Source organism: Solidesulfovibrio carbinoliphilus subsp. oakridgensis (assembly GCF_000177215.2).
GTDB lineage: Bacteria > Desulfobacterota > Desulfovibrionia > Desulfovibrionales > Desulfovibrionaceae > Solidesulfovibrio > Solidesulfovibrio carbinoliphilus.
Genome location: NZ_CM001368.1, coordinates 1,188,044 through 1,202,596, shown reverse-complemented (window position 1 = coordinate 1,202,596; position 14,553 = coordinate 1,188,044). Strand labels below are relative to the sequence as shown.

The window sequence follows — 14,553 nt, the reverse complement described above, 5'->3', positions numbered from 1 at the left end:
GTCACGACCTGACACGCCTACCTGACACGACCTGACATTTTCCCCAGCCTGTGAACTTCCGGTACACGCCGCCGATCCAGTAATTCAAGCTGGTTGGGCGGCTTTTCCTTTTTCAAAATCCCCCAAAATGCCGTGTCACGTGGTGTCAGGCCGGACCAATTTGGAACCCTTGACCCAACAAAAGCCAAGGAGGCCGCAATGCACGGCAACATCCCATTTCCCGCTTCTGGTTTCGTCCGGATCAAGCAAATCATTGGCGACCGCAAGGCCGGCGAGGCCGGACCCATTCCGATTTCCCGGTCTGCGTGGTGGCAAGGCGTCAAAGACGGCCGCTTTCCCGCTGGGGTGAAACTCGGACCCCGGATGACGGCATGGCGCGCCGAGGACATCAACGCCCTGATTGAAAGGTTGGGGGCGTAAAATGGACGCCAAAAGAATGCGCCCCCCGGTTCTGGCAAACCGAAGGGGCGCGGAAATTGAGGCAAGTGACGCCTCCTCACTGCCAGCCCTGGCCCCCACCGTCAACTTAGAATCACTCCGCCTTTGGTCGGTCTTTCGCCGCTATGCCCGCAACCATTGCCGTATCGCCCGGCTTGTCGCTGAAAACGAAGGACTCTTAGACCGCCTGCGGCAACTTCAAGGGGTGGCATCGTGACCGCCTTCAAGCTGCTCGCCTGTTTGCTGTGGGCCCATGACGCTCTGATTGGTCTTGTCGCATCGTTGGGCTGGCCCCGGTGGGCGTGGCTGCATCGCGCTGTAGACTGGTGCGAGGTTCGGGCCGAGGCCCTGCGCGGCCGGATGGAGTCCCAGGCATGATTCCTACTGTCGAAGACCTTCGTGCCCAGGTCGCGGCCCGGGTGGCCCAAGAAGCGGCAGAGCATGGGACCGGAGGGAGTCAGCCCGGCAGCGTGCGGAAGTTCTCCTTGCTGCCTGCTGTAGACCTTTGCGCCACTCCGATGCGGCCCCGGTGGCTGGTCCGCGACTACTTGGAGGTGGGGACTCTCGCCAGCATCTATGGCCCTTCCGCTGGCATGAAGTCCTTCGTCGCACTGGATATGGGCCTCTGCGTGGCGAGTGGGCGGGACTGGCACGGCCACCCCATCCTTGCTGCCGGGCCGGTGGTCTACGTCTGCGGCGAGGGCTTTGCCGGAATCGGCAAGCGGCTGCGCGTGTGGCTCATCCACCACGGCCTGGAAGCGCCCACTGTCCCCTTTTACGTCTCAAACTCCCCCGTCGCCTTTCTTGACTCGGACTCCGTGGCCGAGGCCGTAGCCGCCGTCCAAGTCCTCGCCAAAGGCATCGGTGCGCCCCAGCTGGTCATCGTTGACACCCTGGCGCGTAATTTTGGCGGGGGGGACGAAAATTCCACCCAAGACATGAGCCGCTTCGTCGCGGCCCTGGACGACATCCGCGTGCAATTCGACTGCGCCGTGATCGTTGTTCACCATACCGGCCTTGCTGCTGCGGATCGTGCACGTGGGGCTTCTGCTTTCCGGGCCGCCCTGGATTGGGAATACCGCCTTGAGCCCAAGGACGACATCCGCGTGCTGTCCTGCACGAAAGCCAAGGACCACGAGCCCCCGGCCGACATGGCTTTCGAGCCTGAAGCGGTTGGGACCGGTTGGACAGACGCCGACACCGGCCAGGACGTGACAAGCATCGTCATGCGGCGGGTGGAGATCAAGGCACCCGGCAAGAAGGAAACGCCGCTCAAGGGAGCAAACAAGGTCGCCTACGAGGCATTGATGGCTCTGTGCACAACATGGGATGTGCTGAAGCAATCGGCCAAGCCTGTAGACGTGGAAACGTGGCGCGAGGAAGCATACAGAAGGAGCATTTCACCGTCTCCGGAACAAGGAGCACGTCAGCGAGCTTTCCATCGGGCGCTGACTGCCTTACGCGACTCCGGGCATATCCTGGTTGAGAATGATTTCTACTGGCCATCTTCCCTGCCCAGACACCCCAGACAAGACCAGACATCCCCAGACAATTGTCTGGGCACTACCCAGACAGACAAGACAACAACCCTTAAGGGTTGTCTGGCTTGTCTGGGTGCCGAGACAGAAAACCAGGGGGTCTTGATATGACCATCATGGGCCTTCTTCCTGCCGGGTTGAAATACGTCTCTGGAACCTCGGGCGGCGAGAATGCCGGTCCATGCCCCTGGTGCGGCGGCGAGGATCGCTTCCGCGTCTGGCCCGATCATCCGAGCGGCGCGACCGGCGGCCGGTTCCTGTGTCGCGGCTGTGGGCGGCAAGGAGACGGCATCGCATTCCTTATGGAGCGGGAGGGCCTGAGCTACCCCGACGCCTGTAAACGCCTGGGAGCCACGCCCAAAGCAACCGGAGCCGTGCGTACCCGGAAGCCCGACACCTGGGAGCCCAAGCCGGCAGTCCTGCCGGGGGATGTCTGGACTACTCGCGCCGGCCAGTTTGTTGACCGCTGCGCCGCTGCGTTGGCCGCTGGTGGTTCGGGAATGGATTACGCCCGGGGCCGAGGCCTGACCGCCAAGACGTGCGCCACGCTACGGATAGGCTGGAACCCTTCGGACCTCTACGAGAACCGTGCCGCCTGGGGCCTGCCGCCCGAGATGAATCCCAGAACCGGGAAGGGCAGACGTGTCTGGCTCCCGTCTGGTCTGGTCATCCCGACCCTGTGCGACGGCCAGGTGGCGGCCATCAAAATCCGTCGCTCCGCGTGGACGCCCGAGGACCAACTTCCGAAGTATGCAGCCGTATCGAGCGGCGGAAAGCTGCCCATGGTCCTGGCACCGGGCAAGGGCAAGCCCTGTGTTGTCGTAGAGTCCGAGCTTGATGCCATCCTGGCCGCTCAGGAAGCCCGTGACGCGGTTTTTTGCGTCGCCCTGGGCACGGCAAAGGGAAAGCCCGATACGGCGGCACACGCGCTGTTTATGGCCGCTCCCGTGGTCCTGGTGGCTTTGGATTTCGACAAGGCCGGGGCCGGTGGCTGGCCGTGGTGGCGTGAGCACTATGCCAACGCCAAACGCTGGCCGGTCCCGGCAGGGAAGGACGTGGGCGACCTCCTGGCCGAACCGGGCATGGTCAGGGCCTGGATTATGGCCGGGCTTCCCGAGGCCGACACAACCGGCCTTTCCTGGCTGCCGAGCTCGCCCGAAATCGATCATCCCGACTTTGAGGGCTGGTGGGCGGCGTTCGACTTGGTCGACCTGGCCCGAAGCCACGGCCTGCGTGTGGTCCTGGCCGAGGGGCGGCCCCACCTTCTCTTCCGGGCCAATCACCATCCCGACCTTGTGAGCTACGCGGGAAGTCTTTTCGCGGACGCTTTTCCTTTTCTCGAACAACACAAGGGCGAATTGCCCATGCAGGAGGTGCAGCATGGATAACGATAGCCAGACTGTCCGCAAGCTTTTTTTGTCCAGCATGGACAATCTGGAGATGGGCCAAGCCGCCTACTTCGGCTTGGCCGAGGCCATGGCGACCGTTTGGCACGCCAGTTTGAGCGGTCGGCCCTTAACCCCCGAAGAGTTGAAGCGGGGTCAAAGCGCATGTCGCTCCGGCATGGCCACGATCAAGGCATTGTGTCGGAGGTACTAAAATGAAAACTCATAGCCCCTACAGGCAGATAGCCAGCCCCATCCTCATGCCGTCGATGACGGAAGAGGAATTGGAAGCCAGGTCCATCCGGGAGCTTGAGCGCATGCAACAGACCAGGGACGCGAAGCGGTCCGGGTACACGCCGCGACGACGGGGGCGGTATGAAAATCGTGGTTGATACGCGAGAACAGGCCGCCCTCGACTTCTCCCGCTATGAGGCCGTGGTGGAGCCCGGGACGCTGGAGGTGGGCGACTACGCCCCGGCGGGCCTCGGCCACCTGTGCGCCGTGGAGCGTAAGAGCCTGCCCGACCTGATGGCCTCTTTGACCAGGGAGCGGGACCGGTTCGAGCGAGAGCTACGCCGGGCCAGGGGGCTGGACGCCTTCGCCGTGGTCATCGAGGGCAGCCTGGGGCAGGTGCGCCAGCACGAGTACCGCAGCCAGGCCAAACCCCATGCCATCTTGCAGAGCATGTGCGCCTTCTCCGTCCGCTACGGCGTGCCCTGGGTGTGGGCGGATGACCCGGCCGGGGCCGCCTACTTCACCTTCCACTTCATGCGCCACTTCATCCGCGGGGCCGAGGCCCGGTATCGGGAGATCATCAAAGCGCATGGCGAGACGGCGACCGGATGAGATTACGGGTCCTTCCTGGCGGTTTTCAAAGCGGATACGCGGAGGCGCAGGATTTCTCTAGGCACAGAAAAAAACGACAGGTTATAGGTGTCCACCCTGGGAAAGTCATTTATAATAAGCATGTTGCCTATTAAACCTAGCCTTGGCTGAACACACCAAAAACGCGGAGGTGTCCACATGGGGAATACCCGAAAGCTGCTCATGTCCCGGCGCACGTTCGCCGCATGGTGGGGGTGCTACCCCAGCTACATCAACCGTCAGGCGGACAACGGCTTTTTGCCCATGGTGGGAGACAAGATCGACGCCCGCGAGGCGTGGACGCTGCTGAACCGGCGGGCACGGTCTTATGGTCATCGGACGCGGCCCTGGCCCGAAGAATTGGACGAACTGCTGGCCGGGTGACGGGCCTCGGCAACCGGACCATAGGCGGTCTGCTTCCCTGGGGGAGGTGGGCCGCTTTCCTTTTGCCGTGCTGTCCCCCGTCTGTCCCCGGCAGGGTGGTAACTGGCTGCATTCGTGCCCGGCATCAATGCCATTTCGTCTTGTCGAAGACTCCGCGCTGAGTCAGTTCGTTTTGCTTGTACCTGTCGAAGTGAAAGAGCCCGGGAACCGTCCCGGCGTCGTGGCGCTTGGCCTTCAAGACGAGGATCGCCACCAGGACGAAGACGCCCACGGCCAGGGCTGCAGTGATGATCCATTCCATGGTGGGGCTGGTAGCAGGTCGAGGCCCGGGTGGTCTACCAGTGAACAGAGAGTGGACACCTGAAAAAGAGTGGGAACCATCGACCAGATACCACTTGACGAAATATCGTAAATTCTTGGCGCGGGTCTGGATCGTGACGACGGTATCTTGACCGCCAAAGTGGGGATATTGGGCGCGGTGGTGGTGATGGACGGGGAGGAGGGGATGCAGCCCAGGAATTTTTTTTGGGGGTATATTTAGGGGTATGTAAAAAAATAGAATTTATTTTTCACTTACTTTACAGTGTGATACTTGAAAATTTCGAGTCCCCCCTTCGCACCATTGATCTGAAAAAGGCTGGGATAACCTCCCGGCCTTTTTCTTTTTTTCCGCCGGAAGAGGGCGTCCGTCAGGACGATTTTCACCGCGCAATCCATCATTTGGGCAACTGGTACGAACTGCTGGTCCGAACTGCTGGTACGGACCTGGGGCAGGGTATCCCGATGGCTGGTCGCGCTCCCTCCTATCTCGTCTTCCGTGCGGGCATCGTGCATTTCCGCTTTTGTCTCCCCGTCGATTTTCGCCCACGTATTGGGCGTGCCGAACTGAGAATCTCTCTCGGGACCGGACGGCTGTAGTGAGGCCAGGGGCAAGGCCCTTGCCCTCACGCAGCCGTGTATGCGTCCATCAACCGCATGCCGGCAAACTGACCAGACCCCTCGTCCAGGAGATGGATCATCCGTGGCTGTTCCTCAAGGAAGCCGGGGATGAAGCGGCCGGGGGGCGGTGGGATGGCCTTTTTTCCCTTTCCGTTTGGGCAAAGCGGTTTGATGAGGAGCTTTGCCTGCCTCTGGGTGAGCCACGGTATATCATTTATGCGCTGGGTTTGCTTTGGGCATTTGAATTCTATCAGGGGTAGAGTTCCTCAGGGATATCATCCTGAAAGTACACATCCTCGCAGCCCTTATTGCAGGCATCTCGGTCAAAAGACTCATAATGTAATTCACAATGTCTCAAACAAGTATCCTTGGATTTCCGTTTTAGATAACCGGCAAACCGCTCGTAAATATACGTTTTACATCCTTCGTTCTGTAACTTCGGTAGGTCCGTACAATACACCATCTCAAGGGAATGCGCAAAACTCCGGTCCCTCTGCGAAGATGCCGGCTTGGCGCTCAGACACAACATCCCAAACAAGAGCGCTGTCATGATACTCGCACGCATCATAAGGATTCTCCTCTTTACGGTTTTCGGGCTGCCGAACCATCGGCGAATTTTTCGCCTGGATCGACCCAAGTCCTGAGCGGTAGCAAACAATTACCTTCCACGCATTCTCTTCCAGACGAAAGCATTGATCTTGCGCCATATCAGCGACGACTACAAATCGAACTCCAGCCCGGATTGGTCTATGAGCATAGGTTTTTCCTCCTTGTACTCCACCGACATGGCGTCGGCCTGAATGGGATCCCTGACCACCGTCGGGGTAATGAACAGCAGCAGTTCCCGCTTCTGTTTGGATGTCGACTTCGTGCCGAAGAGATAGCCAAGAACCGGAATTTTTCGAGCCGTCGGCGTTCCGCTGTCTTCCTTCTCGTCGGTCTGCATCGTCAGGCCGCCGATCACCAGGGTCTGCTTGTCATGGACCACCACCGTGGTGTCGGCCGTTCGTTCGGAGGCTTTGTAGGTGTCGTTGGTCGTGTCCTGCTCATCCAGGTTGGAGAGTTTTTGTGACACCTTCAAGGTGACATCTCCGTTGTCCGCAATGGTCGGGGTCATCTTGAGTTCCAGGCCAAAGGTTCGTTGCGAGTAGGTTTTGATGGGATCGTTGTTGGTGTCGGTCCGATATTCCTTGAGAATCGGAATCTCGCGCCCCAGGCTGATGCTCGCTTCCTGGTTGTCGGCCACGAGGAGATGCGGCGAGGACAGGATTTTGGCGTTGGTGTCGGAGGAAATCATATGGACAAGCATACTCAGGTAGCCGCCTGGGAAAATATTGAAAAACATGGCGGCCTTGGTCCCGGCGTCGGAATACTTGGCCAGATTGGCGGAGGCGGATTGGGAGCCCGTCTCCAGGGTCTTCGCCAGGGTATCCTGGGCGAATTCGTTGTAAGCCTTGTTGCTGCTCCAGGCCCGCAATTTCCAGTCCAGCCCCATCTTGCTCGACTCATCCAGAATAACCTCCACCAGCATGGCCGAAATGGACACCTGGGGCGTGCGCTTGTCCATATTGGCGAGGATGTTCGCCACCTGGGACTGGGCGGCGGGCAGCGCCGTCACGACCACCGTGTTACTGCCCTTAAGCGGCAGGATCTGCAGGGAGGCGCTACCGTCCTTCCCATCCTTTTTGAAAATGTCCCCGAGGACCTTGGCCGTGGCCGCGGCCATGAGATACTGAAGATGGTACGATATGGTGACCTGGGCGAAACTCGGACTGTCGATCTTGGCGATGATCCCACGCAACTTGATGATGTTGGTTTCCTTGTCGCCGACCACCACGTAGTTGCCATCGGTGCCGGCGAAGATGGACGCCTCCGGGGACAGGACTTTGCGCAGGTCCTCCACTACATTCTTGGCCGGGATATGCTTGAAATAGAACACCTCGGTGAAGACCTGGTCGCTCCCGTGGCCGCCCCCGCCCTTGATGCCGGCGCTGGCGATGGCGTCCTTTTTCTTGATGACCTTGTAGGCATTGTCCATTTCCACCACCGAAAAGCCCTTGACGTCCAGGATGGAAAAGAGCAGCCGCTTGGCCTCCTCACGGGTGACCGGGCTCGAGGCGATGACCGTGACCTTGCCCGTGAGGTCTTCGGCCGGAATGAACGTCTTGCCGAGCAGCTCGGCATAGAACTGCAACACGGCCAGCACGTCGGTGTCCCGGAAATTGAGTTCGATCCGTTCGCCCTGGTCGGAGTTCCCCTTGGCTGCGCAGACCAGGATGGGCGAGATAAGCATGAGGACAAGGGGCAAACAGGCCAGGGTGGCGGGAAGGACCATGCGTCGCGTCATACAGGGCACCTCATCGAACCTATTCGTACAGGGGTATGTTGATTTCCGCGTGCCTGCCGTTGCGGAGCCGGTCGAAACGCAAGGCGCGTCTGGACGAAGCACCCAGGGCGTCCACGACCATGGCGATGGAAAAAATAGGCGCTCCGTCAATGGTTAGCAGCACATCGTTTTCCTTGAGATCGATATCACTCCGCTCGACGCTGGTCACCAGGAGCCCCTGGCCCTGGGGCAACCCGGCAGCCGTGCGCTCGGCATCGGTCAGGCCGCGCACCGTGATGCCCAGATGGCGTCGATCCCGGGAACTGCTGGGGGCGAGCACGGTGTGACTGGTGACAAGGGGTTTGTCGGTGCGTCGGATGGGGGCGTGCGTGTGGGCCGAGGGGGGCAGGTTCGGGGACTTGCTCGAACTTGACCAGGGCACCCAGATTTGGACTCTCGCCGATACGCCGTTTCGGGTCAGTTCGACGAAATCAGGACCAATCGCCGATACAAAGCTCTCGCCGACCATCCCCCCCAGGGGCACGAGCATCTGTCCTCCCCCTCCAGCCCGCTCGATGATGGCGTAGGTCCTGCCGGTCCCCGGCAAGGTCGCCACCAGGCGCAGGCCCGCCACGTCGGGCGGCACGGGGGGGGGCGCGCCTGTGGCCGGAGCCGCGAAGGAGAAAGCCTCTTCCTTGAGGGGATGATAGCGGAACGCGAAGTCAGTTCCCAGGGAAAAAGATTCGTACTCGGGATAATGCAGTTTGGCCGGCTTGACCTTGATTCTGGCCGCCTGGACCGGTTGCGGCGGCGGTTTGTCCCGGAAGTCGGCCAGCCACAAGAGCAGGGCGGTCGTCAGACAGGCTGCGGCGATGAACCACAGCCAGTGGCGGCACTGTTCGAGCCGTCTGCCCGACACGGTGATGGTTAGGGGCAAGGCCATGGTTCAGTGCTGTTCACAGGGGATGTAGGATTTCATAAAACGCCAGTCCATAATGCTGTCCATGGGAATGTGGACGTCGCGCTTCCAGAATGCCCGGTAAAAGGCCTCCATTTCCTTGGTGCAGTGGACGATACCAGGTTCTTTGTCCTTGCTGCCGCAAAAAAAATCCGCCAACTGCTGCGAGGACGGGAATTCCGCACTGGTCAGTTGGTGCCGCAGGAGCTTGGGCGCTACGCCCATCCGCTTGCTCGCGAGGGCCAGTCCTTCGTCGGGGTGCTCCCGCCACCAGGCCAGGCCCTTTTCGAAACCGTCCACCAGCAACTGGACCAGGGAGGCTCCTTCGCCCTGAAGCAGTTCGGCCCCCACGGCCACGATCCAGACGGCATCCGTCGGGGACACGTCGATGCAGGCCAGCGTCTTATACTGGTCTGTGGGTTCGTCCTTGGTCAGGAGGGCGACTTCCACGATCCCCGTGGTGAGCGCCTTGCGGAGCATACCCTGGGTCAGGTTCTCCGTGTGGACCGAGTCGAGAGGAACTCCGTTCTTTTCCAGAAGTTTGTACAATATATGGTGATATTGGGCAGCTTGAACATACACGGTCTTGCCCTTCAGGTCCCGCACGTCGGCGATCTTGGAATGGGGAGAAACGACCAGGGCCAACTGCGGCGCGCCCCAGTTGAGCACCAACACGCCACGCAGATCGACGCCGGCGTTGCGGAAATAAGGCAGACTGTAGAGCGAGGTGTTGATAGCCCGCATGTCGCCGGAAATGAGGTACATCTCCGCGGCCTTGAAGTAATCCAGTTGCTTGAGCACCACCTCGCCGGTTTCATTTTTGAGCCAGCCCTTTGCTTCGGCCACGAAAAAGGGGATGTTGCTCGCTTTGGGATACAGCCCCAGGACAAGGGTTTCTCCGTGGCCTGCCAGCCCTTCGTGTTTCTCGTCCTGGGGCAGGGACAGCTTGACGAGGGATATCTTGGCCTCCAGGGTGTCGCCGTTGGGGCCGGGAAGCATGCTCAGATTGGTGAGGTTGAAGACCTCCTCGCTGGTCTCCAGGAAATAGAGAAAGCGTCTGACCGATTCGACCGAGCCGGAATAGGCGATATCCACGGGGGTTTCCAGGTGGTCCCCCTGTTCGTGCTTTTCCTTGGGGGTCAACTGGGAGATGGAGACCCCGGACAGGTGGGCCAGGGTCTCTATGACCTCCAGCACGCGCGGCAGGTCGAGATAGCCATTGTCCCGCAGGTGCACCTGCCGTTTGAGGGCGCTGTATTCGGCGCTCAGCTGGTCATACTTGCGTTGGCGCTGGATGCGCAGGGCGGCCTGTTCGCCGGCTTGGCGTTTCTTGGCCAGGAGCGCCTCCCGTCGGATGTCGATTTCCTGAAAGGCGTGCAGCAGGGGGTCGCAAACCGCAACGTAGAGGCCGGCCAGGGCCAGGATGATCGCGAGCAGGGTCAGGGACTTGCGATCACGGGGGGCCAGGGCGAGCCATCTGCCCTGGGCGTTGTCCAGCCAGTCGGCCAGGGACGCCTTCATGGCTGGCCCTTCTTGCGTTGTTGGCGTTGGGCGGCGGCGCGCAGTGCCTCCTGATATTTCTGCCAGGCTGGAGCCGTGGTCGAGATGGCGAAACGGGCTGTCTTGGTTTTGGGATCGACCTCCAGGGACTCGAGCTTGGGCGAACGCACCGCCTCCAGTTTGGACAGCGAGTCCAGAAACTCCGTCACGTAGAATTCGTTTTCCGCCTGGCCGTTGAGGCGGACGGCACCCTGGTCCGAGACGCTTATGCCATCGAGCTTGAGCAGCCGGGGCACGGCCCGGAAGACCGTAGCCACCACACCGAGCATCATGGGCTTATCCTCGGTATGGGATCGGATGAAGGCGATGCCTTGCGAAAGCCCACGGATACGTTCGCCGAGAATCTTGGAGCGGTTGGCCTGCACCGTCAGAGAGCGGACCTCGGTTTCCAGCTGGGCCAGATCCTTTTCAGAGTCCCGGAGCAGGGCAAACGCCAGGGCCATCAGTCCGACCACCATGGCGGCCACGGCCAGGCCCAGTCGTTTGAGACCCGGCCCATCGAGCCTGACGCGGTCCCTGGCCGTCAGGAACTCACCGAACACGACGTCCCGGCGTCCGGGCATCCAGGCTGTCGAGGAGGCGCCTGGGCTGTCGAGGAGACGGGGCAACACCGCCGGCCAGTTGGCAACGCACTCCACGGGGATCCCCGGGAAGGCCTGGCCCACCGTCGCCGTCAGCGGCCCGGCCAGCTGTCCGTCCATGGTCCAGACAAGGCCGCGTTCCGGGAGGGCCAGCCTCTTTGCCGCGAGTTGTTCCGTAATAAGGTCCAAGCAGCAGGCCAGGCTGGGGCCGGCCTCGGCGAAGGCTTGCCACAAGACGGGCCGGCCTCCCGCGAGATAGGCTGCCAGGGCATGGGTCCGGTCGACGGAGACAAGGACCATGGGGCTTGCGCCGCAGGCGAACTCCGGGACAACGATGCGGCTCGGGGCCAGCCCCGCGGCGACGGCCGCGTCGGCAAAGTGCGACAGCGTGTCGTTGTCGAGAAAGGCGGCCACGGCCTGGAAGCCGTCTCCGTGGCGACCGGCCCGGACAAAGGTCCAGCCGGTCGCGGGATCCACAGCCAGGCTGGAGTGCAGTTCCAGCACGGCGGCCGCCCTGGCTTCCCCGATCCGGCCGCCCGGAACCGCGATCCCGCGCAGGGTCAGCCAGCCGGGGGGCAGGACCAGGGCACACGCCTTTCCCCGTTGCGTCCGGGGCAGGCGATCCGGTTGGCGCCATGCGATCCCCTCCGGATCGCGAGCGAAGATAGCGATCCGGTCGTCCCCCCCAGCCAGGACCACGGCCAGGGGGGGCTCGGGCAACAGACGACGCACCAAGTCCCGAATCCGCGACCACGGTTTTCGATCAGCCGGAGGCGCGTCCCCGCGACCACCGTGCTGGACCGGGGGCAAAGAGGGGAGATGGAGGCGCTTTCCCATCATGAGTGTGCTGCCCGTCCCTCGTTTTCGGACATCAGGAATCGTCCGCCCTGGCCGGGACCTGAAACATGGTGAAGGCCATGGTCTGGTCGCCAAGACTCAGCCGGGCCCGCACCGGGTACTCGTAGGTGCCGTTGGCGTTTCTGCCCGTGGCCATCAGCCGGAAATTACGGGATTTGACATCCAGCAGATTGGCCGGCAGCGGTGCGGACGCGCCGGAGCCCGAGGCCGTGGCTTGATCCGTATTGGCCGGGGCCCCTTGGCCCGAAGGCGCGGACTCCCCTTCTGTCTGGCCGGCTTTGGCCAGCCCCGAGCCGGACAACCCGGACTGGGCCAAGCCCGTGGGGGCCAGAGCGGAGGGCGTCAGGGCGGAGCCGGCCTTTCCGGTCCCGTTCCCGAGGGTGTTTGCCCCGGCCTTGGCGTCGGAAGCGGCCACGGCGGCGAGAAATTCCCCGACGTCGTGAAAGCCGGGGAACCCCTCCCGGCGCAGGGCCAGCAGCTTGTTCACTTGGCCCAGGCTCAGGCCCAGGGCGATAAGGGTCGTGGGGCGGGCGGTGTTGACGTTGACCTTGCCCGTGGAAAAACAGGTCAGTTCCCTGGCCAGCCCGCCCTCTTCGCCGGTGGAGGAGTCGCCAAACAACAGCTCCCGGGTGACGCCGGGGACCTCCAGCAGTTCGGCGAGCTGGCGGATGGGGCCCGTCACCAAGTCATCGGCGTGTCGCGGTGCGTCCAGCTTGAATTGTTCGGCCTTGGTCCGGGCCTTGTCCGCGGCTTCCTTGCGTTTCCTGATAAAGAGCACCAGGTCCTCGGCCAGGGCGCTGGGGACTCCAGGGAAACGCATGAGCATTTCCGGCGTGGCCACGTTGACGTTGAGACGCGATTCCTCGTCATCCAGGCCGTACCAGGGACCATCCCCGGCGGTGTCGGACGGGTCCACGGCCGAACCCTGGCGGGTCAACGAGCAGAAGGCCTGACCGAATCGGACCTGATGGTACAGGGCCGGGTCGGTCCACCAGGGAGCGGTGGCCGAGTGCATGGGATCCCCGGCGTGTTCGCGGATGACGGCGGCCGCTAGGTGGAGGCCGGCCCGGGCCGTGAGGAAGGCCTGGCTCCGGCGCAGATCAAAGGCCGCCACTTTGGCCTCGGTCTGGCTGGTGAAGGCGAAACAGGCACCGACAATGCCCAGGATGGTCAGCACCCACAGGGTCGACAGCAGGGCGAAGCCCCGGGCCTGGTCAGTTGCTGGTTGCGTCATGGGGCGTGGTTTCCAGATAGACCGCATGGCTGTACCGCTCCTGCCGTTGGGTCCCGCGACCGAAGTCCAGGTCCAGATCGACCAAGCGAGGAAACCACTTGTCCTTGGTCAACAGGGCCTTGTGCGTGTAAAACATCACCTGGGACAGGTTCCCCGCCACCACGGACGTTGCTGCCGGAGCGGCGGCATCGGGTGCCCTTTCTCCGGGAGCGAAGCGTTCCCGGCGCAGTTCGCCATCGATGAACGCGTAGCGAATGAAAATCTTTTCACCATGGGGATCAAGAATGGGAAAAAGGCAGGAGTGCTCCTCGCAGGCGAAGTCTTTGTCCGTGCACTCCTCGTGTAGGCGCAGCAGGTCCCGGGACAGGGAGGCGAAGACGTACCGGGCTCGCATCAGGGGCTCCAGGGCGCGCTGGGTCCGGTCGCGCCCGGCCATGGCCGCGTGAAAGCTCGCGTAGGCCGCGCTCAGCAGCAAGGCGCCCAGGGTCAGGGCGATGGTCAGTTCGAGCAGGGTGAATCCGGACTGGGACGGGTCCGGGCCGTACCCCTGGCCTTCTTCTGGTACAGGGGCATGTCGTTGGTGCCCCCTACCAGTTCGTGATGTTGGCATTCTCGCCGTCTCCGCCCGGCTTGCCGCTCTTGCCCAGGCTGTAGAGATCGTAGTCGGGATTGTGCTTGCCGGGCTTGACGTAGCCGTAGTCATTGCCCCAGGGGTCCTTGGGCAGCTCGCGCTTGCGTAAATAGGGGCCGTTCCAGCCCTTGGGCACGGTGCCGGAACTCGGCTTTTCCACCAGGGCTTTGAGCCCCTGCTCCTGGCTCGGGTAATCCCCGGTATCGAGCTGGTAGCTGTCCAAAGCCAGGGCGAAGACCTCCAACTGACTTTTGGCCGCCGCGATCTTGGCCTCGTCGGCCTTGCCGAAAAAACGTGGTCCGACAATGGAGGCCAGGACCCCGATGATGACCACCACCACGAGCATCTCAATGAGGGTGAACCCCCGGGGCGGCCGCCTGTTTCCCTGCATCCGCATGAATAGTCTCCTCTTACGCCGGCGTGGACGCGGTTACTGGAGCGTGGCCTGCAGGGTAGAGGGGGCTCCCTGGCGGAAAATCCCCAGCAGAATCGGTTCTCCGGCCTGCTTGCGCTGCATCACGGCCAGGCATTCGCGCATGCCCCGCACACGGATGCCATCGAGACTCAGAAAAAGATCGCCGACCCGCACGCCGGCCCTGGCGGCGGGCAGGCCGTCCTTGACCCGGGTGACGACCAGCACCACCTCGTCGGCTTTGAATTCGCTGAAAAGCCGCAGGTCATCGCCGACCGGGACCACCTTGAGGGTGACGCCCACCTGCGGGTGCTGGATCGAACTCGTGTCGAGGGGCTGGTAGTCCTTGTACGCCTTGCTGCTGCACCCCGTGGCGGCCGCGAGGGCCAGGACGGTCACCAACCAGATACAGGGTGCGCTCCTCCAAGTCTTCAGCATGTAGGCC

At 62.3% G+C, this 14,553-nt stretch carries 16 protein-coding genes; 7 read left to right on the top strand and 9 right to left on the bottom strand.

The window, feature by feature from the left end:
- Positions 1-198 precede the first annotated feature (198 nt).
- The 6 genes from DFW101_RS05340 to DFW101_RS05315 all read left to right on the top strand — a co-directional run bounded on the left by DFW101_RS05340 (position 199) and on the right by DFW101_RS05315 (position 4,609).
- Positions 199-420, top strand: coding sequence for a helix-turn-helix transcriptional regulator (locus tag DFW101_RS05340; RefSeq protein WP_009180494.1), 222 nt, complete (start codon positions 199-201; stop codon positions 418-420).
- Positions 421-812: 392 nt separating this feature from the next.
- Complete coding sequence (locus tag DFW101_RS05335; protein WP_009180493.1) at positions 813-2,087, top strand: helicase RepA family protein; 1,275 nt, start codon at positions 813-815, stop codon at positions 2,085-2,087.
- Positions 2,084-3,364 (top strand): primase-helicase zinc-binding domain-containing protein, encoded by a 1,281-nt coding sequence (locus tag DFW101_RS05330; protein ID WP_009180492.1) that lies wholly within the window; start codon positions 2,084-2,086, stop codon positions 3,362-3,364. The genes DFW101_RS05335 and DFW101_RS05330 overlap by 4 nt, the downstream gene beginning before the upstream one ends.
- Positions 3,357-3,575, top strand: a complete 219-nt coding sequence (locus DFW101_RS05325) for a hypothetical protein (protein WP_009180491.1) — start codon at positions 3,357-3,359, stop codon at positions 3,573-3,575. The genes DFW101_RS05330 and DFW101_RS05325 overlap by 8 nt, the downstream gene beginning before the upstream one ends.
- Before the next feature lie 161 nt (positions 3,576-3,736).
- Positions 3,737-4,207, top strand: coding sequence for an ERCC4 domain-containing protein (locus DFW101_RS05320; protein WP_009180489.1), 471 nt, complete (start codon positions 3,737-3,739; stop codon positions 4,205-4,207).
- A gap of 177 nt (positions 4,208-4,384) precedes the next feature.
- On the top strand, positions 4,385-4,609 hold the full coding sequence (locus DFW101_RS05315; RefSeq protein ID WP_009180488.1) for a hypothetical protein: 225 nt from the start codon (positions 4,385-4,387) through the stop codon (positions 4,607-4,609).
- A 124-nt stretch (positions 4,610-4,733) separates the two neighbouring features.
- Here the strand turns inward: DFW101_RS05315 and DFW101_RS19745 are convergent, their stop codons facing one another.
- Positions 4,734-4,910 carry a hypothetical protein gene (locus tag DFW101_RS19745; protein ID WP_009180487.1) on the bottom strand — a complete coding sequence of 59 codons (177 nt, stop codon included), beginning with the start codon at positions 4,908-4,910 and terminating at the stop codon, positions 4,734-4,736.
- Positions 4,911-5,134: 224 nt separating this feature from the next.
- Here DFW101_RS19745 and DFW101_RS19430 point away from each other — a divergent pair, with 224 nt between their 5' ends.
- Positions 5,135-5,527 (top strand): hypothetical protein, encoded by a 393-nt coding sequence (locus DFW101_RS19430; RefSeq protein ID WP_157137622.1) that lies wholly within the window; start codon positions 5,135-5,137, stop codon positions 5,525-5,527.
- A 739-nt stretch (positions 5,528-6,266) separates the two neighbouring features.
- Here the strand turns inward: DFW101_RS19430 and DFW101_RS05295 are convergent.
- The 8 genes from DFW101_RS05295 to DFW101_RS05260 all read right to left on the bottom strand — a co-directional run bounded on the left by DFW101_RS05295 (position 6,267) and on the right by DFW101_RS05260 (position 14,546).
- On the bottom strand, positions 6,267-7,895 hold the full coding sequence (locus DFW101_RS05295) for a secretin N-terminal domain-containing protein (protein ID WP_009180485.1): 1,629 nt from the start codon (positions 7,893-7,895) through the stop codon (positions 6,267-6,269).
- A gap of 19 nt (positions 7,896-7,914) precedes the next feature.
- Entirely contained in the window at positions 7,915-8,817 is a 903-nt protein-coding gene (locus DFW101_RS05290; protein WP_009180484.1) for a PDZ domain-containing protein, read from the bottom strand.
- Between the two features lie 3 nt (positions 8,818-8,820).
- Positions 8,821-10,353, bottom strand: a complete 1,533-nt coding sequence (pilO, locus tag DFW101_RS05285) for a type 4a pilus biogenesis protein PilO (RefSeq protein WP_009180483.1) — start codon at positions 10,351-10,353, stop codon at positions 8,821-8,823.
- A complete protein-coding gene (locus DFW101_RS05280) occupies positions 10,350-11,708 on the bottom strand; it encodes a hypothetical protein (protein WP_157137621.1) in 1,359 nt (452 codons plus the stop codon). The genes pilO and DFW101_RS05280 overlap by 4 nt, the downstream gene beginning before the upstream one ends.
- Before the next feature lie 136 nt (positions 11,709-11,844).
- Positions 11,845-13,065, bottom strand: coding sequence for a type II secretion system protein GspK (locus tag DFW101_RS05275; RefSeq protein WP_043642703.1), 1,221 nt, complete (start codon positions 13,063-13,065; stop codon positions 11,845-11,847).
- A complete protein-coding gene (locus tag DFW101_RS05270; RefSeq protein WP_009180480.1) occupies positions 13,046-13,675 on the bottom strand; it encodes a PulJ/GspJ family protein in 630 nt (209 codons plus the stop codon). Before DFW101_RS05270 ends, DFW101_RS05275 begins: the two co-directional genes overlap by 20 nt.
- Positions 13,653-14,093 carry a type II secretion system major pseudopilin GspG gene (gene gspG, locus DFW101_RS05265; protein ID WP_009180479.1) on the bottom strand — a complete coding sequence of 147 codons (441 nt, stop codon included), beginning with the start codon at positions 14,091-14,093 and terminating at the stop codon, positions 13,653-13,655. Before gspG ends, DFW101_RS05270 begins: the two co-directional genes overlap by 23 nt.
- Positions 14,094-14,126: 33 nt before the next feature.
- Positions 14,127-14,546 (bottom strand): PDZ domain-containing protein, encoded by a 420-nt coding sequence (locus DFW101_RS05260; protein WP_009180478.1) that lies wholly within the window; start codon positions 14,544-14,546, stop codon positions 14,127-14,129.
- Positions 14,547-14,553 lie beyond the last annotated feature (7 nt).

Bases quoted from the DNA above. Each gene is read 5' to 3' on its own strand.
- DFW101_RS05340 (WP_009180494.1), top strand. From the start codon at position 199: ATGCACGGCAACATCCCATTTCCCGCTTCTGGTTTCGTCCGGATCAAG.
- DFW101_RS05335 (WP_009180493.1), top strand. From the start codon at position 813: ATGATTCCTACTGTCGAAGACCTTCGTGCCCAGGTCGCGGCCCGGGTG.
- DFW101_RS05330 (WP_009180492.1), top strand. From the start codon at position 2,084: ATGACCATCATGGGCCTTCTTCCTGCCGGGTTGAAATACGTCTCTGGA.
- DFW101_RS05325 (WP_009180491.1), top strand. From the start codon at position 3,357: ATGGATAACGATAGCCAGACTGTCCGCAAGCTTTTTTTGTCCAGCATG.
- DFW101_RS05320 (WP_009180489.1), top strand. From the start codon at position 3,737: ATGAAAATCGTGGTTGATACGCGAGAACAGGCCGCCCTCGACTTCTCC.
- DFW101_RS05315 (WP_009180488.1), top strand. From the start codon at position 4,385: ATGGGGAATACCCGAAAGCTGCTCATGTCCCGGCGCACGTTCGCCGCA.
- DFW101_RS19745 (WP_009180487.1), bottom strand. From the start codon at position 4,910: ATGGAATGGATCATCACTGCAGCCCTGGCCGTGGGCGTCTTCGTCCTG.
- DFW101_RS05295 (WP_009180485.1), bottom strand. From the start codon at position 7,895: ATGACGCGACGCATGGTCCTTCCCGCCACCCTGGCCTGTTTGCCCCTT.
- DFW101_RS05290 (WP_009180484.1), bottom strand. From the start codon at position 8,817: ATGGCCTTGCCCCTAACCATCACCGTGTCGGGCAGACGGCTCGAACAG.
- pilO (WP_009180483.1), bottom strand. From the start codon at position 10,353: ATGAAGGCGTCCCTGGCCGACTGGCTGGACAACGCCCAGGGCAGATGG.
- DFW101_RS05275 (WP_043642703.1), bottom strand. From the start codon at position 13,065: ATGACGCAACCAGCAACTGACCAGGCCCGGGGCTTCGCCCTGCTGTCG.
- DFW101_RS05270 (WP_009180480.1), bottom strand. From the start codon at position 13,675: ATGCCAACATCACGAACTGGTAGGGGGCACCAACGACATGCCCCTGTA.
- gspG (WP_009180479.1), bottom strand. From the start codon at position 14,093: ATGCGGATGCAGGGAAACAGGCGGCCGCCCCGGGGGTTCACCCTCATT.
- DFW101_RS05260 (WP_009180478.1), bottom strand. From the start codon at position 14,546: ATGCTGAAGACTTGGAGGAGCGCACCCTGTATCTGGTTGGTGACCGTC.